Annotated in this window: 15 protein-coding genes; 13 read left to right on the forward strand and 2 right to left on the reverse strand. The window is 74.9% G+C overall.

Annotated features, from left to right (window positions below):
* The first annotated feature begins 21 nt into the window (after positions 1-21).
* From D7294_RS26630 to D7294_RS26670, 9 genes are all read left to right on the forward strand, one after another.
* Positions 22-996 (forward strand): SMI1/KNR4 family protein, encoded by a 975-nt coding sequence (locus tag D7294_RS26630; RefSeq protein ID WP_120684206.1) that lies wholly within the window; start codon positions 22-24, stop codon positions 994-996.
* Positions 997-1,001: 5 nt separating this feature from the next.
* Positions 1,002-3,452: an SUKH-4 family immunity protein gene (locus D7294_RS26635; RefSeq protein WP_120684208.1), complete on the forward strand. Its 2,451-nt coding sequence runs from the start codon at positions 1,002-1,004 to the stop codon at positions 3,450-3,452.
* Positions 3,453-3,523: 71 nt separating this feature from the next.
* A complete protein-coding gene (locus D7294_RS26640; RefSeq protein ID WP_120684210.1) occupies positions 3,524-4,432 on the forward strand; it encodes a V-type ATP synthase subunit E family protein in 909 nt (302 codons plus the stop codon).
* 168 nt (positions 4,433-4,600) lie between these two features.
* The gene (gene glmU, locus D7294_RS26645; protein ID WP_120684212.1) at positions 4,601-6,079 is read left to right on the forward strand and encodes a bifunctional UDP-N-acetylglucosamine diphosphorylase/glucosamine-1-phosphate N-acetyltransferase GlmU; all 1,479 of its coding nucleotides are present in this window, start codon (positions 4,601-4,603) and stop codon (positions 6,077-6,079) included.
* 65 nt (positions 6,080-6,144) lie between these two features.
* On the forward strand, positions 6,145-7,122 hold the full coding sequence (locus D7294_RS26650; RefSeq protein WP_120684215.1) for a ribose-phosphate diphosphokinase: 978 nt from the start codon (positions 6,145-6,147) through the stop codon (positions 7,120-7,122).
* Between the two features lie 289 nt (positions 7,123-7,411).
* Positions 7,412-8,011, forward strand: a complete 600-nt coding sequence (locus D7294_RS26655) for a 50S ribosomal protein L25/general stress protein Ctc (RefSeq protein WP_120684217.1) — start codon at positions 7,412-7,414, stop codon at positions 8,009-8,011.
* Positions 8,012-8,023: 12 nt separating this feature from the next.
* Complete coding sequence (gene pth, locus D7294_RS26660; protein ID WP_174248448.1) at positions 8,024-8,608, forward strand: aminoacyl-tRNA hydrolase; 585 nt, start codon at positions 8,024-8,026, stop codon at positions 8,606-8,608.
* Between the two features lie 65 nt (positions 8,609-8,673).
* Positions 8,674-9,168, forward strand: a complete 495-nt coding sequence (locus tag D7294_RS26665; protein WP_120684220.1) for a hypothetical protein — start codon at positions 8,674-8,676, stop codon at positions 9,166-9,168.
* A 127-nt stretch (positions 9,169-9,295) separates the two neighbouring features.
* On the forward strand, positions 9,296-10,192 hold the full coding sequence (locus D7294_RS26670; RefSeq protein ID WP_120684222.1) for a pentapeptide repeat-containing protein: 897 nt from the start codon (positions 9,296-9,298) through the stop codon (positions 10,190-10,192).
* A gap of 82 nt (positions 10,193-10,274) precedes the next feature.
* Here the strand turns inward: D7294_RS26670 and D7294_RS26675 are convergent, their stop codons facing one another.
* Complete coding sequence (locus tag D7294_RS26675; RefSeq protein ID WP_241562641.1) at positions 10,275-11,651, reverse strand: MFS transporter; 1,377 nt, start codon at positions 11,649-11,651, stop codon at positions 10,275-10,277.
* Between the two features lie 70 nt (positions 11,652-11,721).
* Between D7294_RS26675 and D7294_RS26680 the strand changes: the two genes are divergently transcribed.
* Both D7294_RS26680 and D7294_RS26685 read left to right on the forward strand, forming a co-directional pair.
* Positions 11,722-12,783, forward strand: coding sequence for a GlxA family transcriptional regulator (locus D7294_RS26680; RefSeq protein ID WP_241562642.1), 1,062 nt, complete (start codon positions 11,722-11,724; stop codon positions 12,781-12,783).
* A gap of 86 nt (positions 12,784-12,869) precedes the next feature.
* The gene (locus D7294_RS26685; RefSeq protein WP_120684228.1) at positions 12,870-13,673 is read left to right on the forward strand and encodes an MBL fold metallo-hydrolase; all 804 of its coding nucleotides are present in this window, start codon (positions 12,870-12,872) and stop codon (positions 13,671-13,673) included.
* Positions 13,674-13,732: 59 nt separating this feature from the next.
* Here D7294_RS26685 and ppc read toward each other — a convergent pair whose 3' ends face one another.
* The gene (gene ppc, locus D7294_RS26690; RefSeq protein ID WP_241562652.1) at positions 13,733-16,417 is read right to left on the reverse strand and encodes a phosphoenolpyruvate carboxylase; all 2,685 of its coding nucleotides are present in this window, start codon (positions 16,415-16,417) and stop codon (positions 13,733-13,735) included.
* Between the two features lie 550 nt (positions 16,418-16,967).
* Between ppc and D7294_RS26695 the strand changes: the two genes are divergently transcribed.
* The gene (locus D7294_RS26695) at positions 16,968-18,017 is read left to right on the forward strand and encodes an acyl-CoA desaturase (RefSeq protein WP_120684231.1); all 1,050 of its coding nucleotides are present in this window, start codon (positions 16,968-16,970) and stop codon (positions 18,015-18,017) included.
* Positions 18,018-18,024: 7 nt separating this feature from the next.
* On the forward strand, positions 18,025-18,702 hold the full coding sequence (locus D7294_RS26700; protein ID WP_241562643.1) for a TetR/AcrR family transcriptional regulator: 678 nt from the start codon (positions 18,025-18,027) through the stop codon (positions 18,700-18,702).
* Positions 18,703-18,808 lie beyond the last annotated feature (106 nt).

Raw genomic sequence — 18,808 nt, forward strand, 5'->3', positions numbered from 1 at the left:
TGCAGCAGGGGGCGTAACGCCATGACGACAGGTCGGCTCGGGCAGCAGGCCGCGCCACCGAACAGGGCATATGCCGGACAGGTGGTGCAGTTCCCGGACCCGGTGCGCGCGGCCCACTACCCGCTGGGAGTCCGGGTGGACGCCCGGGGCTACCCGGACTTCTCGCGCTACGCGAGAGCCGCCGCCGAGATCGCCGAGCCGCCCGAGGGCTTCGGCGTCGACGAGCTGCGGCTGACGGACTACGTGTCGGCCAACGCCGCGCTGCACGCCGCCGGGCACGAGCTGTGGGCTGACCTCCCCTCTGTCGCCACCCCGCACGGCTGGACCTGGCACCACGTCGCCGGCACCCGGCGTCTCGAACTTGTGCCCGTGGAGGTCAAGGCGCTGCTCCGGCATCACGGCGGGCTGGCCACCACCGCCGTGGACCAGCACAAGCGCGGCACCAGGCCGCTGGCCGAGACCAAGCCCGTGCACTTCTCGGTGCCGCACTCGGTGGCGGTGGACGAGGACCGGGTGCGGGCCGCCGAGGAGCGGCTCGGCTACCGGCTGCCCGAGGCGTACCGCTCGTTCCTGAAGGCGGCGGGCGGCTGCGCCCCCAAGGGGGTCGGCCTGGACGCCGAGCTTGGCCTGCTGATCGACCAGCCCTTCTTCACGCTGCGCGAGGAGGCCGCGGTCAACGACCTGGTGTACGTGAACAAGTGCCTGCGCGACCACCTCACCAAGGACTACCTGGGGGTGGCCTTCGTGCAGGGCGGCATCGTCACGGTGAAGGTCAAGGGCGGGGACGCGGGCTCGGTCTGGCTGTGCCCCTACGACGACGCCCGGGACCGGGACGGCCTCACGATCCAGCAGCGCGTCGCCGAGCTCCTGCTGCCCTGCGGCGCCGACTTCGACGACTTCCTGCGGCGGCTCGCGGGCAACCCGCCCGAGCTGGCGACGGTGGCCGATCTGATGGTGGACGGCGGCTTCGCCCGCGCCGTCCCGGTGGAGGGGTGAGCGCGATGGTGACGTTCGCACAGGCCCAGGAGCGCGCCGAGCGCTGGGTGAACGGCTCGCCGGCCGCCGAGCCGCGCCGCGAGGTGCGGGTGCGCGAGTTCGACCTCGGGTTCGTCGCCTGGGCCGAGGGCCCAGGCGGCGCCCAGGCCCCGGGCGGCAAGCTGGTGATCGCCAGGGACAGCGGGGACACCACGCTGTGGCCCGCGCTGCCCGTGGCCGAGGTGATACGGCGCTACGAGGAGGAGTACGGCGCGCTCTCGCAGGCGCGGCCCGCCCCGAAGCCGCCGGAGCGGATCGACCTGAACCAGACCTCGTTCCTGCTGACGCCGCCCGACTGGCTGCAGGAGGCCGCCGACCGGGCCGCCGTCCCCGGGCAGCGCACCGGCGCGGAGCCGGAGGCCGAGCCCGCGGGCGTGCGGCCGGGCGCCGCGCGCCGGGAGCCCGCGCCCACTCCGCCGCCGGCCGGCAAGCCCTGGACCCCCGCGGCGCCCGCCGCCCCGCCGGCCCCGCCGCCGGGCGCCGCCCCGGCGGCGCCCTCCCCCTGGGACGAGGTGGACGCGACGCCCTCCCGGGCCTCCAGGCCCGCGGCCGGTGCCTCGCCCTGGGCGGGCACGGACACCTCGGACAGCGGGGACGAGGACGCGGCCTCGGTCGCGCCGCCGGCCACCGTCTTCTCGCCGCCGGTCGTGGAGGTCCATGAGGAGGCCGCCCCGGCCGCCGCGCCCTCGGGGCCGACGCTGTCCTCCGAGGCCAGGACCGCCGTGCTGCCGCAGGGCAGCGCGCTGCCGCCCACCGCCGTCGCCCCGCCGCCCCCCGAGGAGGGCGCGGCGCCGCCCGGGAAGCGCGAGAAGCTCGGCAGGCGCGCCAAGCGCGACAAACACGAGAAACACGAGAAGCAGGACGGGCACCAGCAGCAGGACGGGCCGCAGGCGCCTGCGGATCAGGGGCTCGGCGCCCTGCCGCCGCCCTCGGGGCCGCCCACGGCGCTGGCCGGCGGCCCGGCGGGCATCCCCCTGGGCCCGCCCCCCGCGCCCGGCGGGCGCCCGGCCGCCGACCTCGCCTCGGCCGACACCGCCAAGTCGGGACCGCCCGCCCCGCCGACCCCGCCGCAGGGGCCGCCTGGGATGCCCGTGCCCCCGCCGCCCGGCGCTCCCGGGCACGGGGCCCCCGTGCCGCCCCCGCCCCCCGCCCCCGGCGCGCCCGCAGGCGCGCCCGCCGACGCGCCCGCGCCTGCGGGGGGCGCCAACTACGCGCCGACGCAGGCCGTTTCGCCCGAGATGGTCCAGTCGCTGCGGGCCGCCTCCCAGGGGCAGGACCCGCACGCCGCGGACTCCTTCGCCAAGCGCCCGACCGTCGACTCCGGCGTCCCCGCCCCGCCGCCCCCGCCGGGGGCCGCGAGCCCGCCCCCGCCGGGAGTCGCCGCCCCGCCCGCGCCCACGCCGGGCGCCGCCGCGGGCTACGGCTACCCCCAGGCGGCCAAGCCCACCGTGGGCTCCGGGTACATGGCCGTGCTGCGCTACCGCGCGCCCGACGGCTCGGAGCAGCAGCTGATCCGGCGTTCCGCGCCCGGCATGCCGCACCCCGAGTGGCAGATCCTGCACGAGCTGCGCGCCATGAACGTCCCGCCGCACCAGGTGCTTGAGCTGCACACCGAGCTCCAGTCCTGCGAGCTGCCCGGCGCCTACTGCGCGCGGATGATCCGGGAGACCTGGCCGCAGGTCCGCATCACGCACACCGCCCCCTACGGCCGGGACTTCGCCTCCCGGCAGGCCGGGGTGCGGCATCTGGTGGAGCACCAGGACGAGTTGCAGCAGTTCGCCGACGGGCCGCCACGCTCCGCGCCGGTGCGGGTGCCGCTGCCCCAGGTGCAGGCGGCCCCCGCGGTCGGCCTTGACGTGATCGGGCAGGAGCTGGTCCAGGCGTACGGGCCGCAGGGCGTGTTCCGGTACGCGCAGCAGGCCGTGGCCAGGCAGGGCGTGCCCGACATCGTGGCGCAGAGCCTGGTGTGGTCGGGACTCCCGCTGGAGATCGCGCCGTTCTTCTGGGCGCAGGCCCAGCCGGGCCGGCCGGTGCCGACCCTGGCGGAGCTGGCGATGGAGCGCGGCGTGCAGCCCGCCCCTGACGCGGGCACCTACCTGGTGATGGGCACCGACTTCGGGCGGCAGCTGTGCGTGCAGTACGGCACCGCGCACATCGTGGCCGTGCCGATGGAGGCCGGGCCCGGCATGCAGCCGGCGGCGCCGCAGTTCGTCAACGCCTCGCTGCCGCAGTTCGCGCGCTGCATGGCGCTGCTCGGCCGGATGTGGCGGCTGCGCTACGGGCTGAACCCGGAGCAGGCCGGGCACTGGACCACCGACTTCCAGGCCCAGCTGGCCGCCCTCGATCCGCAGGCGGTGGCCGACCCCGAGAACTGGTGGTCGGTTCTCCTGGAGCAGATGTGGGACGGCCTGCTGTGACGGCGGGCGCCCGGGCGGAGTCCCCGGCGCGCTGAGACGTAACCGGGCCCTGATTGGGGATCATTGTCCTCATGACGGGCTCCAGTTCGCCGTACGACTTCCGTTCCGTCCGTGGCCGCGGATACCGCCGGGACAGCGTCGACCGGGTGGTCACCGAGCTGGACCGGGAGCGCGAGGCGGCCTGGCGCAGGCTCGCCGGGCTGTCTTTGCGGGTGGAGGAGATGACCCGCGAGGCGGCCAGGCTCTCGGCCGCCGCGGCGGCGCTGCCGCCCCCCGCCTTCGAGACGCTGGGCGAGCGGGCGGTGCTGCTGCTCGCGGAGGTCGAGGCGGAGGCCGCGGATCTGCGGGCCGCGGCCGAGGCGGCGGCCCGCGACCTGCTCGACGCCGCCGGCGAGGTGGCCCGCGGGCTGCACGAGGACGCGCGGCTGGCGGCCGGGCGGGTGCGCGGGGAGGCCGACGCGCAGGCCGAGCGCACCCTCGCCAGGGCCCAGGCCACGGCGGCCGGGCTGCTCGGCGACGCCAGGGCGCACGCCAGGGCGCTGCGCGAGCAGGCGAGCGCGACGCTCGCCGAGGCGAACCGGCGCTGCCAGGAGGCCCTCGCCGCCCAGCGGGCCGAGCACACGGCCACGGCGCGGGCGTTCGAGGACGAGCTCACGGCGCGGCAGTCGCAGGTCGCGGCGCGGGTGGCCGAGCTGACGGCGCGCGGCGAGGAACTGCTCGCCGGCGCGCGGGAGGAGCTGGCCGACGCGGAGGCGGCGGCCAGGGCGCAGGAGGAGGAGGCCGAGCGGCAGCGGGAGGAGCTGCTCGCCGCGGCCCGGGTGCGGCGGCAGCGGGTGGAGCGGGAGACCGAGCGGCTGGTCAGGGACTACGAGGAACGCGGCGACCAGGTGCGCGCCCACCTCGCCCACATCAGGAACACCCTCGCCTCGCTCACCGGCCGCCGCCCGGGCCGCCCCCGCTCGCAGGAGCCGGATCTCTGAGCCGCCGCCGCCCGCCGCCCGCGGGGGTACGCCCCCGGGACGGCCGGGGCCGCCGGCACCGGGGGCGTGCGCGCTCCTGGGCGGGGCGCGCGGACAAGCCGGCGCGCGGCCACGCCGGTATTCTGCGGGAATCCCCCTTCTCCCTAGGACAAGAAGGACGCGATCCCGTTGAGTTCCAGCACCGTCCGCCCGGCCGCCCTGATCGTTCTCGCCGCGGGTGAGGGGACCCGCATGAAGTCCGCGACGCCCAAGGTGCTGCACGAGCTCTGCGGCCGCTCGCTCCTGGGGCATGCCGTCGAGGCCTGCGCGGCACTGACCGAGGGGCACCCCGAGGACGTCGTCGTGGTCGTCGGCCACGCCAGGGAGCAGGTGACCGCGCATCTCGCCGAGGTGGCCCCCGGGGTGCGGACCGCCGTGCAGGAGCGGCGGCTCGGCACCGCCGACGCGGTGCGCTGCGCCCTCGACGCGCTGGCGGCCGAGGGCGTGACGCCCGCCGGGCCGGTGCTGGTGACCTGCGGCGACATCCCGATGCAGACGCCCAGGACCCTGGGGGCGCTGCTGGCCACGCACGCCGCGGAGGGCAACGCGGTGACCGTGCTCACCGCCCTGGTGCCGGACGCCACCGGCTACGGCCGGGTGCTGCGCGACGCGGAGGGCGCGGTCACCGCCATCGTGGAGCACCGGGACGCGACCGAGGAGCAGCGCGCCGTCCGGGAGGTCAACTCCGGGGTGCTCGCGTTCGACGGCCGGCTGCTCGCGGAGGCGCTGCGCCGGGTCGGCACCGACAACAGCCAGGGCGAGCAGTACCTGCCCGACGTGCTGCGGATCCTGCGCGAGGACGGGCACCGGGTGGGCGCGCAGCAGGCCGCCGACCACCGCGAGCTGGTCGGCATCAACAACCGGGTGCAGCTGGCCGAGGCCAGGCGGCTGCTCAACGACCGGCTGCTCGAACGCGCGATGCTGGCCGGGGTGACCGTGGTGGACCCGGCCACGACCTGGCTGGACGTCACGGTCACCTACGAGCCGGACGCGACGGTGCACCCGGGCACGCAGCTGCTCGGCGCGACGCACCTGGCGGCGGACTGCGAGGTCGGGCCCGGCTGCCGCCTGCGGGACACGGTGGTCGGGGCGGGCGCCCGGATCACCCACTCGGTGGCGGAGGGGGCGCGGGTGGGCGCCGGGGCGCTGGTGGGCCCGTACGCGTACCTGCGGCCGGGCACGGTGCTCGGCGAGAGCGCGAAGGCGGGGACCTTTGTCGAGATGAAGAACTCGACTATCGGCGAGGGCACCAAGGTCCCGCATCTCTCCTATGTCGGCGACGCCACGATCGGTGACCACACGAACATCGGGGCCGCCACCGTCTTCGTGAACTACGACGGCGAGGAGAAGCACCACTCCTCGGTGGGGTCGTACTGCCGGACCGGCGCGGACAATATGTTCGTGGCGCCGGTCACCATCGGCGACGGGTCTTATACGGCGGCGGGCTCCGTGATCACTCGTGACGTTCCGCCAGGGTCTCTGGCCGTCGCCCGCGGCCAGCAGCGCAACGTGGCGGGCTGGGTGGCGAGGAAACGCCAGGGTTCCGCCGCCGCCCAGGCCGCCGAGGCGGCTCTAGCTGCGACGGAGCGCAAGCCGCGGGATGCCTGACGGGTACCGTAGGGGGTGCCCCAATGGGGTGAACGAGCGCCGATGCGGCTACAAGGAGACGAAACGTGACCGGGATCAAGACGACCGGCGAGAAGAAACTGATGCTCTTTTCCGGCCGCGCCCACCCCGCGTTGGCGAAAGAAGTCGCCGCCGAATTGGGAGTGGGTCTGGTTCCCACCAAGGCCACGGATTTCGCGAATGGCGAGATCTATGTGCGCTTCCAGGAGTCGGTGCGGGGCGCCGACTGTTTTCTGATGCAGAGTCACACTTCGCCGATCAATAAGTGGATCATGGAGCAGCTGATCATGATCGACGCCCTGAAGCGGGCCTCGGCACGCAGCATCTCCGTCATCATTCCGTTTTACGGCTACGCCAGGCAGGACAAGAAGCACCGCGGCAGGGAGCCCATCTCCGCCCGGCTGATGGCCGACCTGCTGAAGACCGCGGGCGCCGACCGGATCATCACCATGGACCTGCACGCGGACCAGGTGCAGGGCTACTTCGACGGCCCGGTGGACCACCTGTTCGCGCTGCCGGTGCTGACCGAGTACATCGCCGGCCGGGTGGACCACGACCGGCTGACCGTGGTCTCCCCCGACGCGGGACGGGTACGGGTCGCCGACCGGTGGGCCGACCGCCTGGCCGCGCCGCTGGCCATCGTGCACAAGCGGCGCGACCCGGACGTGGCGCACCAGGTCACCGTCCACGAGGTGGTGGGCGACGTGCGCGACCGGGTGTGCGTGCTGGTCGACGACATGATCGACACCGGCGGCACGATCTGCGCGGCGGCCGAGGCGCTGTTCTCGAACGGGGCCGCGGACGTGATCGTGGCGGCCACCCACGGGGTGCTCTCCGGCCCCGCGGCCGACCGCCTGAAGAACTCGCAGGTGAGCGAGTTCATCTTCACCAACTCGCTGCCCACCCCGAACGAGGTGGCGCTCGACAAGATCACCGTGCTCTCGATGGCGCCGACGATCGCCCGCGCGGTGCGCGAGGTCTTCGAGGACGGCTCGGTGACCAGCCTCTTCGAGGGCAGGGCCTGACGCCCCCGGGTGCCGCGCGTCCCCGCGGCACCCCCGTCCCCCACGCGCCCGCACACCCCGCGTGCCCCTCGGGCCCGCCGTCCCGCCCGCCGCCGCGGGGGCGGGGGGCGGGCCCGATGCCGTGCCCGGCCCGGGCAGCGGGTAGGCTCGTGGGCGCTCGGCGAGGGAGGGCCCTGGGGGCTCATCCGTAATCGACGCGCTCCTCGTGGTGGTGTGCCGCCCGCGCCGGGCCAAGGAACGCCCGGTCCCCCGGGCCCATGGGAACCCACGAGAACGAGGAGTGCATCCGATGGCAGACGTGAAGATCGGCGCCGAGGTCCGCAAGGAGTTCGGCAAGGGCGCCGCCCGCCGCATCCGCCGCGCCGACAAGGTCCCCGCCGTCATCTACGGGCACGGCGGCGAGCCGGTCCACGTGACCCTGCCGGGGCACGAGCTGATGCTGGCCCTGAAGACCCCGAACGTCCTGATCACCCTCGACATCGAGGGCCGCGACGAGCTGGTCATCCCCAAGGCCGTGCAGCGCGACCCGATCAAGGGCTTCCTGGTCCACCTCGACCTGCTGGTCGTCAAGCGCGGCGAGAAGGTCACCGTCGAGGTGCCGCTCCACACCGAGGGCGAGCTGGCCCCCGGCGGCGGCCTGCTGGAGCACGTGCTGAGCGCCCTGCCCGTCGAGGCCGAGGCCACCCACATCCCCGAGGCGCTCACCGTGTCCGTCGAGGGCCTGGAGCCCGGCGCCTCGGTGCTGGCCAAGGACGTCCCGCTGCCCGCGGGCACCTCCCTGGCCGTGGACGGCGAGGACGTCGTGCTGCAGGTGCTCCAGCCCCAGGCCGAGGAGCCCGCCCCCGAGGGCGCGGGCGAGGCCGAGGGCGAGGAGGCCGCCGGCGCCTGAGAGACTGTGCGCGTGGACGTCGAACCCTGGCTGATCGCGGGACTTGGCAACCCGGGCCCGCAGTACGCGGCCAACAGGCACAACGTGGGCTTCATGGTCGCCGATCTGCTCGGGCAGCGGATCGGCGGCACCTTCAAGTCCCACAAGTCGCGGGCCATGGTGCTGGAGGGGCGTCTCGGCGCCCCCGGCACCGGCGGCCCGCGGGTGGTGCTCGCCAAGCCGATGACGTTCATGAACCTCTCCGGCGGCCCGGTCACGGCGCTGAGCACGTTCTACCGGGTCCCCCCCGAGCGCCTGGTCGTCGTCCACGACGAGCTGGACATCGGCTACGGCACGCTGCGGCTGAAGCGGGGCGGCGGCGACAACGGGCACAACGGCCTGAAGTCCGTCACCGCCTCGCTCGGCAGGGACTACCACCGCGTCCGCTTCGGCATCGGCCGCCCGCCGGGCCGGATGGACGTGGCGGCGTTCGTCCTGAAGGACTTCACCCCGGCCGAGCGCAAGGAACTCGACTACTTCGTCGACCGGGCGGCCGACGCGGTCGAGGCGCTGGTCAGGGACGGCCTGGAACGGGCGCAGAGCGCGTTCAACAGCTGAGGCGCCGCCCGCTCCCGCGCAGCGAGGGTTGACCGGACGCAGGGCCGTGGCCAAAGATCTGCGGCATGTCCCCAACCGCCGCCAGGCGCAGCCTGGCCCGCCGTGCGGGGGAGAGCGCGTTCGGCGCGCTGTTGCTGGCCAGGACGGTGTTCCTCGGGCTGGTCGTGGCGCTGCTCGTGGTGGCCGGAATACGCGCCTCCTGGCCGGAGGCCAGGCCCGCGATGTTCGCCGAGGAGGCCGACCGCGGAACGCTGACGCTCCGCGCCTGCGATCGGGAGGCGTGCACCGGCGTCTTCGCGCCCACGGGCGCGGAGGTGGTGCTGCGGCAGGCCATCGGCCGCGAGGCGGGCGAGCGGCTGCCGGTGGCGCTGCTCCCCGAGGATGGGGAGGTGGTCCGCACCGGCGCGGCCGGGGTGCTGTTCGCCTGGCTGCCGCTGACCGGGGCGCTGCTGCTCTCCTCGGTCGTGCTCGGCGGGGCCCTGCGCCTGTACCGCACGGCCTGGTCGCTCGCCGGCCTCGCCCTGGCCGCGCTCGCCCTCACCTTCGCGCTGTGGATCTGACGGGCCCGACGCCGCCCCGGCACCCCTCGGCTCCACGCACGGCGCACGCCCCGTAACGACCGCGCCGCCGCACGGCCGCGCACCTCCGCACCTCCGCACCTCCGTCCACGAGTCAGGGGAGTTCCCCATGCCTTCTCCCTCCGCGCCCTCGGGCGCCTCCGGCAGGTCCGGCGCCTCCGGCCGGCCCAGCCCCGCAGCGCCGGCCGCCGGAGCCGGGGGGCGCGCGCTGCGGGCCGACTGCGGCGACTGCTTCGGGCTGTGCTGCGTGGCCCTCTCCTTCACCGCCTCCGCCGACTTCGCGGCCGACAAGCCGGCGGGCCGCCCCTGCCACCACCTCGCGGAGGACTTCCGCTGCGGCATCCACACCCGGCTGCGGGAGCGCGGCTTCCCCGGCTGCGCGGCCTTCGACTGCCTGGGCGCGGGCCAGCGCGTCTCCCAGGTCACCTTCGGCGGCCGGGACTGGCGGGCCCACCCGGAGCTCGCGCCCGCGATGTTCGCCGCCTTCCCGGTGGTGCGGCACCTCCACGAGCTGCTGTGGTACCTCACCGAGGCGCTGCGGCTGCCCCGCGCCCGCCCGGTGCACGCCGAGCTGCGCGCCGCCCTGGCCGCCACCGACGCCCTCGCGGGCGGCACCCCCGAGGAGCTGGCCCGGCTGGACCTGTCGGCGCACCGGGAGCGGGTCAACGCCCTGCTGCTGCGCGCCGGCGAGCTGGCGCGGGCGGGGGTGCCGGGGCGCAAGGCGGACCACAGGGGCGCGGACCTCACCGGCGCCCGCCTGCGCAACGCCGCGCTGCGCGGGGCCAACCTGCGCGGGGCCCGGCTGCTCGCGGCCGACCTGCGCGGGGCCGACCTCACCGCGGCCGACCTGACCGGCGCCGACCTGCGCGGGGCCGACCTGCGGGGGGCCGACCTGTCCGGCGCGCTGTTCCTCGCCCAGTCCCAGCTCGACGCGGCCAGGGGCGACGCCGACACCCGCCTGCCCGCCCGCCTCGCCCGCCCCGCCCACTGGCCGGCCCGCGGCTGAACGGCCGCGGGCCGAAACCGGAGGGCGGCCACCGCCGTTCCGGTCCCCTCGGGTTCCCTCCGGGCGCCTCGGGCCCGCCCGTTCAGCCCCCGGCCCCCGAGGGGGCGGCCCGCAGCGGCCCGGGGCCCGCCGGTGGGCCGGGGCGCGGCGGGGCCGGCCGGCGAATGGCCATCACCATCACCGTGGCGCCCACGCACAGCACCCCCGCCGAGGTCCAGGCCAGGTCGTAGGAGCCGGTGGCGTCGCGGATGGCGCCGGCGAGGAAGGCCACCAGGGCCGCGCCGATCTGGTGCGAGGCCAGCACCCAGCCGAAGACGATGCCCCCGTCCTCGCCGAAGTGGCGGCGGCACAGACCGATGGTGGGCGGCACGGTCGCCACCCAGTCCAGGCCGTAGAACACGACGAAGAACAGCATCGGCGGGTGCAGGCCGTCCCCGAGCAGCGTCGGCAGGAAGAACAGGGACAGGCCGCGCAGCCCGTAGTAGACGGCCAGCAGCCGCCGCGGGTCCTTGCGGTCGGTCAGCCAGCCGGAGAAGACCGTGCCGATGAGGTCGAAGACGCCCATGGCGGCCAGCAGGGAGGCGGCGACCGGCTCCGACATGCCGTGGTCGTGCGCCCCGGGCACGAAGTGGGTGCCGATCAGGCCGTTGGTCGTGGCCCCGCAGATCGCGAAGGTGCCGGCCAGCAGCCAGAACACGCCGCTGCCCGAGGCGTTCCGCAGCGCGCCCAGGGTCCGCCTGGCCGCGCCCGCGGGCGGCGGGGGCGGGCTGACGTAGTCCTCGCCCGCGCCGTAGGGCAGGAGGCCCAGGTCCTCGGGGCGGTCGCGCAGCACCCAGACCACCAGCGGCACCACGGCGAGCGCGCAGGCCGAGACGGCCAGGGCCGCGGCCCGCCAGCCCGGCCCGTCCGCGAGCAGCGCGACCAGCGGCAGGAAGACCAGGTTCCCGGCGGCGCCCCCGGCGGTGAGCACCCCGGTGACCAGGCCGCGGCGGGCGAGGAACCAGCGGCCCGCGATGGTGCCCGCGAAGGCCAGCGCCATCGAACCGGTGCCGAGGCCCACCAGCACGCCCCAGCACAGCACCAGCTGCCACTGGCTGTTCATGAACACCGTCAGCCCGCTGCCCGCCGAGATCAGCACGAGGGCCCCGCACACCACGCGCCTGATGCCGTAACGCTCCATCAGGGCGGTGGCGAAGGGGGCGGTCATCCCGTAGAGCAGCAGGTTCAGCGAGACGGCGAAGGAGATGCCGCCGCGCGACCAGCCGAACTCCTCGTGCAGCGGGTCGATCAGCACGCCCGGGGCGGCGCGGAAGCCGGCGGCGCCGATGAGCACGAGGAAGGCGACGGCGGCCACCCACCAGGCCGGGTGGATGCGGGGTCCGGTGCGGGCCGGTGACTCCTCGGCGTGCGGGGACTCCTGGGGCCTGGGGGAGCGCGGAGTGGGAGCGGTCTGCGTCACGCACCGATCCTCCGTCCCGGCCGCCCCACCGGCCAGTGGCCCGATAGCCACGATGTGCAAGAATCGGGCCATGCCTCACGCCGGCTTCCACGGCCCGTTCACCCGGCCCGGCCGCCACCGGGTGGCCGTGCTGGTGCGGCACGGGCTGCTGCCCATCGAAGTCGGCATCGCGCACCGCATCCTGGGCGACGCGAGGACCGAGGCGGGCGAGCGGCTGTACGAGGTGGTGACCTGCGCCACCGAGCCGGGAGAGCTGCGCACGACCGCCGACTTCACCGTCCACGTCGCCCACGGGCCCGAGGCGCTGGCGGCGGCGGACACCGTGATCGTCCCGGCGGCGCACGAGCGGGACGAGACCTACCTGGAGGGGCGGCTTCCCCCCGCGCTGGCCGCCGCGCTGGGCCGCGTCGGGCCCGGCACGCGGATCGCGTCGATCTGCACGGGCGCCTTCGTGCTCGCCGCCGCCGGGCTGCTCGACGGCCGCCGCGCCACCACGCACTGGGCCTCCTGCGACCGCTTCCGGGCGCTGTTCCCCCGGGTGCGGCTCGACGCCGACGTGCTGTACACGCAGGACGGGCGGGTCCTCACCTCGGCCGGGGTGGCCGCCGGGATCGACCTGTGCCTGCACCTGGTCAGGACGGACTTCGGCGCCGCCGTGGCCAACGGGGTGGCCCGGCGCACGGTGGTCCCGCCGCACCGGGACGGCGGGCAGGCCCAGTACGTCGAACGGCCGGTGCCGAGCCCGCGGGCGCAGTCCACCGGGCGGGCCAGGCAGTGGGCGCTCGAACGGCTGAAGGAGCCGCTCGCCCTGCGCGACCTGGCGGCCGTCGAGTCGATGAGCGTGCGCACCTTCACCCGCCGCTTCCGCGAGGAGACCGGCATGTCGCCGCAGCGCTGGCTGATCCTCCAGCGCGTGGAGCGGGCCAGGCAGCTGCTTGAGGAGAGCGACCTCGCGGTGGACCGGATCGCCCACGAGGCGGGGTTCGGCACCGCGGCCTCGCTGCGCCGGCACCTCCAGGTCGCCCTCGGGATCTCCCCCTCCGCCTACCGCCGCACCTTCCGCGCCGGCTCGGCCACCCGGGCGGGGCACGGCGGCAGGCGCGCGGCCGGCGCGGCGGTCCCGGCGGGCTGAACCGCCGTCAGCCGCCGCGCTCCCGGCCCGGCGGAAGGCCCGCGCCCGACGTGCGGGGCTGGGCCATCCGTGTTCTGCTGACTCCCATGGCACTGTCCTACGCCGTCCACACCGCGGGCGAGTCCGGCCTGAACAAGACCTCCACGCTGGTCGCCGGCGCCCGGGAGGCGCTGCTCGTGGACGGGCAGCTCACCCTCGCCGAGCAGCACCGGGTGGTGGCCGCCGTGCTGGACAGCGGCAGGCGGCTCGTGACCGTCTTCGTCACCACCGCGGAACCCGCCTGCTACGCCGGGCTCCAGGCGCTGCGGCAGGCGTTCCCGAAGGCGCGGGTGGTGGCGAGCCCGGCGGTGGCCGAGCGGATCAAGGAGACCTGGCAGGCGAGTCTCGAAACCTGGCGCGGCCTCGGCCCCAACCTGGCCGGCGAGGTGATCGTGCCCGACGTGCTCACCGCCGGGCGGGTCGAGCTGGAGGGCCGCGTCTTCGAGGTGCGCGGCGGGGAGGACGGCGCCGGGCCGCACGGCAGGTACCTGTGGCAGCCGGAGGACCGGGCCCTGCTCGGCGGGGCCCTGGTCTTCGCCGGTCTCCACCCCTGGACGGCGGACGCCGCGAGCGCCGCGGACCGCGCCGCCTGGGACCGCGCCCTGGCCGAGGCGCAGCGGCTCGGCCCGGCCTTCGTGGCGCCGGGACACCGGGCCGAGGACTCGGCGACCGACGCCTCGGCCCTCGCCTTCACCCGCGAGTACCTGGGCGCGTTCGAGGAGGAGCTGGCCGCGGCGGCGGACTCCGCCGCGCTGAAGGCGGCGATGCTGCGCCGCTACCCCGGGCTCGGCGGCCTGCTGAACCTCGACCTGGGGGCGAAGGCCGCCACCGGCGAGCTGTCCTGGGCGTGAGCGGCATGGCGAGGCGGCCCGCGCGCCCGGCGGCGGCCGGGTGCGCGGGCCGCGCCGGGTCAGCCGGTGTTGCGCAGGCCGGCCGCCACGCCGTTGACCGTCAGCAGCAGCGCCCTGGACAGCAGCTGGTCGGGCTCCTCGCCCCGCCTGGCGGCCTCCCGCTGCCGGTGCAGCAGGCTGACCTGGAGGTAGGAGATGGGGTCGAGGTAGGCGTCCCTGATCCGCAGCGTGCGCTGGAGTCCGGGGTTGGAGTCGAGCAACTCCCGCTCGCCGGTGATCCGCAGCACCTCGGCGACGGTCAGCCGGTGCTCCTCCTCGATCGTCCCGAAGACGTGCCGCAGCTCCTGCGGGACCAGGGTCTCCACGTAGTGGCGGGCGATCCGCAGGTCCGTCTTGGCGAGGGTCATCTCCACGTTGGAGAGGAAGTTCCGGAAGAAGTGCCACTGCTCGAACGCCTCGGCGAGCACGTCCTCAAGGCCCGCCTCCCGCGCGGCCCGCAGTCCGGTGCCGACCCCGTACCACCCTGGCACGATCTGCCGCGACTGGGTCCAGCCGAAGACCCAGGGGATCGCCCGCAGCCCGTCAAGACCCGCGCCGCTGTCCGGGCGGCGCGAGGGCCGGGAGCCCAGGTGCAGGTCGGCGAGCTGGTCGACCGGGGTGGAGGCGAAGAAGTACGCGGGCAGGTCCGGGTCCTCCACCAGCCGCCGGTAGGCGCCGTGCGCGGCCTCGGAGACGGTGTCCATGGCCGCGTCCCAGCGCGCGAGCGCCTCCTGCGACTGGCGCGGCGCGGTGTGCAGCGCGGAGGCCTGGAGCGTGGCGGCGACGGTCAGTTCCAGGTTCTCCCTGGCCAGGGAGGGCACCAGGTACTTGTCGGAGATCACCTCGCCCTGCTCGGTGACCTTGATCTCGCCCTCCAGGGTGCCCCAGGGCTGGGCGAGGATCGCGTCGTGGGTGGGGCCGCCGCCGCGGCCGACGGTGCCGCCGCGGCCGTGGAAGAGCCGCAGCCGGACGCCGTGCCGGTGCGCGACGTCACGCAGCCGCCGCTGCGCGCGGTGGATCTCCCACTGCGAGGTGGTGATGCCGCCGAACTTCGAGGAGTCGCTGTAGCCGAGCATGACCTCCTGCACGTCGTCCCGCAGCGAGACCAGGCGCCGGTAGGAGGGGTCGGAGAGCATCGCGTCCAGCAGTTCGTCGGCGATCCGCAGCTCGTCGGTGGTTTCGAGCAGCGGCACGATGCCCACCCTGGCCCAGCCGGCGTGCAGGTCGATCAGCCCGGCCTCGCGGGCGAGCACGGCCGCGGCGAACACGTCGTCCGCGCCCTGGCACATCGAGATGATGTACGACTCGGCGATCTCGGGGCCGAAGGTGTCGAGCGCCCTGCGCATCGTCTCGAACACGCCGAGCGTCTTGGCGCCCGCCGCGTCCAGCGGGGCGGGGGCGGGGGCCAGCGGCCGGCGCGAGCGCAGCTCGCGGGCGAGCAGCTTGGTGCGGTACTCGCGCGGCATGTCCGCGTACCGCCAGGACTCCTCGCCGAGCCGGTCGAAGAGCTGCCCCAGCGCGTGGTGGTGGGCGTCGGCGTGCTCGCGCAGGTCCATCGTGGCCAGTTGCAGGCCGAACGCGGCCAGGGTGCGGATCAGCCGCTCCACCCGCCCGTCGGCGATCAGCTGCCCGCGGTGCTCGCGCAGCGACTGCTGCACGACGGCCAGGTCGGCGATCAGCTCGCCGGTGCCCAGGTAGTCGCGGCCCGGCACGTGCGGGGTGCCCTCGGCCAGCCTGGTGCGGGTGTTGCTGAGCTTCTGCCGGATGCAGGTGACCTTCAGCCGGTAGGGCTCCTCCGCGTTCAGCCGCTTGTAGCGCGGGGTGATCTCCGGCAGCCGGTCGAGGTCCTCCTTGAGGGAGTCGAGCAGCTCCTGGCTCGCGCCGCTGTTGCGGATCGAGTTGGACAGGGCGCTGCGCAGCTCGTCGATGTGCCGCAGCGCCGCGAGGATGCCGTGCTCGTGCTGGAGCAGCAGGACGTCCCAGGTGACCTGGGGGGTGACGTTCGGGTTGCCGTCGCGGTCGCCGCCGATCCAGGTGCCGAAGGTGAGGGGCCGGGTGCCGGCGGGCAGCGGCGCACCGGCCCGCTCCAGCTCGGCGGCCAGGTCCTCCAGCAGGTCGCCGACGGCGCCCGCGTGCAACTCGTCCAGGTAGTAGACGGCGTTGCGGGCCTCGTCGGTGGGCTCGGGCCTGGTCACCCGCAGTTCGTCGGTCTGCCAGATCAGGTCGACGCACTCGGCGAGCCGCAGCTCGGTGCGGCGGGCGTCCTCCGGGGGCCGGTCGAGCAGTTCGGCGACCCTGCGGAGCTTGGTGAGGACCGAACGCCGCGCGGCCTCGGTCGGGTGCGCGGTGAACACCGGGCGCACGCTCAGGTTGGCGACGGTCTGCCGCAGGTGGGCCGGGTCGGCGTCCTTGAGCATGTCGGCGGTGCGGGAGAGCACCCCGCCCTCCGCGGCCCGCCGTTCGCGCAGCTCGCGACCGCGGTGGACCTGCTCGGTGACGTTGGCGAGGTGGAAGTAGATGGAGAAGGCCCGCACCAGCTTGGCGGCGGTGGCGACGTCCGTCTCCCCGAGCAGGGCGGCCGCGGCCTCCCCGTCGGTGCGCGTCAGCCTGCGGACCCGCTCGACGAGTTCGAGCAGTTCTGGGCCGTCCTGGCGCACCAGCGTCTCGCCCAGGAGATCGCCCAGACGGCGGATGTCGGCGCGCAGGGCACTACTGCTTTCCGGGCTTCCGCTGAGGTCGGGTGCGTCGGAGGGGTGGGTGTCGGGACTGCTCACAGTTGCGGCTCCTCGCGACTGGTGCTTCTGGCAGGTCGTGGGCACGGTCCGGACCGCGCTGTCCGACAGCCCCCCATCGTATCCAGCGGTCGCGACGGCGCCGTCGCGGTCCGGTCGCCGGGGGTTTACGGCCTTGTGGCACGACAGCGAACTGCCATACTTACGTCGCCGTAGGTTACGGTCCCGTAGGTAGTACCGTCGCCCAGGCGGCTGAAGCCTCCCTAAGCCCCACCCCCACCCGGACCCTTCAGCCCCGGCCCGCCGCCGGAAGACCCGCCCCCACACGATCCGTTCCCCGCCCCACCCCGCTCCATCCCCGCCCTCCCCGACCCACCCCCTCCCCCTTTCTGCCGAATTCCCGACGAGTTCCTGCCGGCTTCTGCTGGTTTCTTCTGATTTCTCCTGGTTACTCCAGGATTCCCCTCGGCTCCCTGCCCCGCAGGGGGCCCATCCCGTCCCCAAGCCGTTCCAAGGAAGACACATGACCTCGACTCCCCCGCCGGAAGTACCGGCCCGCAGCCAAGCCGAGCCCCAGCCCCTGGGCACGCTGGGCGGCGAGCAACGCCGTTCGGCCGAACAGGTGGCGCTGCTGCTGTTCATCGTGGTGCCGTTCCTGGCCCTCGTCGCCGCCGTCCCCTTCGCCTGGGGCTGGGGCGTCAGCTGGCTGGACCTGGCGCTGCTCGTCTCGTTCTACTTCATCGGCTGCCACGGCATCACGGCCGGCTTCCACCGCCACTTCACGCACAGCTCGTTCAAGGCCAAGCGGCCGCTGCGCATCGCGCTCGCCATCGCCGGCTCGCTGGCCGTCGAGGGCCCGCTGATCCGCTGGGTCGCCGACCACCGCAAGCACCACAAGCACTCGGACGCCGACGGCGACCCGCACTCGCCCTGGCGCTACGGGGAGACCATCCCCGCCCTGCTCAAGGGGCTGTGGTGGGCGCACATGGCCTGGATGTTCAACACCGAGCAGACCTCGCAGACGAAGTACGCGCCCGACCTGCTGAGGGACCCGGACATGCGGCGCATCTCGCGGCAGTTCGTGCTGTGGACCGTCGTCTCCCTGGCGCTGCCCGGGCTGCTCGGCGGGCTGATCTCCTGGTCCTGGTGGGGCGCCGTCACCGGCTTCTTCTGGGGCGCGCTGGTGCGCATCGCGCTGCTGCACCACGTCACCTGGTCGATCAACTCGATCTGCCACGCGGTCGGCAAGCACCCCTTCAAGTCCCGCGACCGCTCGGGCAACGTGTGGTGGCTTGCGGTGCTCTCCTGCGGCGAGTCCTGGCACAACCTGCACCACGCCGACCCGACCTGCGCCAGGCACGGCGTGGACCGCTGGCAGGTGGACTCGACGGCCCGGCTGATCCGCTGGTTCGAGAAGCTCGGCTGGGCCCACGACGTGCGCTGGCCGAGGCCCACCCGCATCGAGGCCAAGCGAAACCCCCCGGGGGCGGGCAAGCGGGGCGGCAACGGGGAAAACGGGAAGGAAAACCCAAAAGAAAACCGAAAGGAAGAAGCCGCGGCTCACGCGGCATGATGGGGGCGTGGCGACCGACAACAGCAAAGACGACAGCGGCAAGGACCGGCCCGCGCGCCCCGCGAGGCGGGCCCGCCGGCGAATGACCGGAACGGAACGCCGCGAGCAGTTGCTTGACATCGGCCGCACGCTCTTCGCCCTGCGCGGGTTCGAGGGCACGTCGGTGGAGGAGATCGCGGCCAAGGCCGGGGTCTCCAAACCCGTCGTGTACGAGCACTTCGGGGGCAAGGAAGGGCTCTACGCCGTGGTCGTGGACCGCGAGATGAGCAGGCTGCTCGGCATGGTGACCGGCGCCCTGACCGCGGGGCACCCCAGGGAGTTGCTCGAACAGGCCGCGTTCGCCCTGCTCGACTACATCGAGCAGTTCACCGACGGCTTCCACATCCTGGTCCGCGACTCGCCCGTCGCGCAGTCCACCGGGACCTTCGCCTCGCTGATCGGCGACATCGCGACGAAGGTGGAGGACATCCTGGGGCACGAATTCAAGAGCCGGGGCTACGACCCGAAGCTCGCCCCGATCTACGCCCAGGCGCTGGTCGGGATGGTGGCGCTGACCGGGCAGTGGTGGCTCAACGTGCGGCGGCCGAAGAAGTCGGAGGTCGCCGCGCACCTGGTCAACCTGGCCTGGCACGGCCTGCAGGGCCTGGAGCACCACCCCCGCCTGGTCGGCCACCGCAGGACCTGAGCGCCCTGCCCGCCGCCCGGGCGGCCCGGCGCGCGGCGGCCGGGCCGCCCGCCGCCCGCCCCGGGGCATGCGACGGCCCCCTCTCTCAGGGGGGTGGTCCGAGAGA

Origin of the sequence: Streptomyces hoynatensis (genome assembly GCF_003626535.1) — a bacterium.
Lineage (GTDB): Bacteria > Actinomycetota > Actinomycetes > Streptomycetales > Streptomycetaceae > Streptomyces > Streptomyces hoynatensis.

Excerpts from the sequence above, each read along its gene's own strand:
- D7294_RS26630 (WP_120684206.1), top strand. The coding sequence starts at position 22 with ATGACGACAGGTCGGCTCGGGCAGCAGGCCGCGCCACCGAACAGGGCA.
- D7294_RS26635 (WP_120684208.1), top strand. The coding sequence starts at position 1,002 with ATGGTGACGTTCGCACAGGCCCAGGAGCGCGCCGAGCGCTGGGTGAAC.
- D7294_RS26640 (WP_120684210.1), top strand. The coding sequence starts at position 3,524 with ATGACGGGCTCCAGTTCGCCGTACGACTTCCGTTCCGTCCGTGGCCGC.
- D7294_RS26655 (WP_120684217.1), top strand. The coding sequence starts at position 7,412 with ATGGCAGACGTGAAGATCGGCGCCGAGGTCCGCAAGGAGTTCGGCAAG.
- D7294_RS26665 (WP_120684220.1), top strand. The coding sequence starts at position 8,674 with ATGTCCCCAACCGCCGCCAGGCGCAGCCTGGCCCGCCGTGCGGGGGAG.
- D7294_RS26670 (WP_120684222.1), top strand. The coding sequence starts at position 9,296 with ATGCCTTCTCCCTCCGCGCCCTCGGGCGCCTCCGGCAGGTCCGGCGCC.
- D7294_RS26680 (WP_241562642.1), top strand. The coding sequence starts at position 11,722 with ATGCCTCACGCCGGCTTCCACGGCCCGTTCACCCGGCCCGGCCGCCAC.
- D7294_RS26685 (WP_120684228.1), top strand. The coding sequence starts at position 12,870 with ATGGCACTGTCCTACGCCGTCCACACCGCGGGCGAGTCCGGCCTGAAC.
- D7294_RS26695 (WP_120684231.1), top strand. The coding sequence starts at position 16,968 with ATGACCTCGACTCCCCCGCCGGAAGTACCGGCCCGCAGCCAAGCCGAG.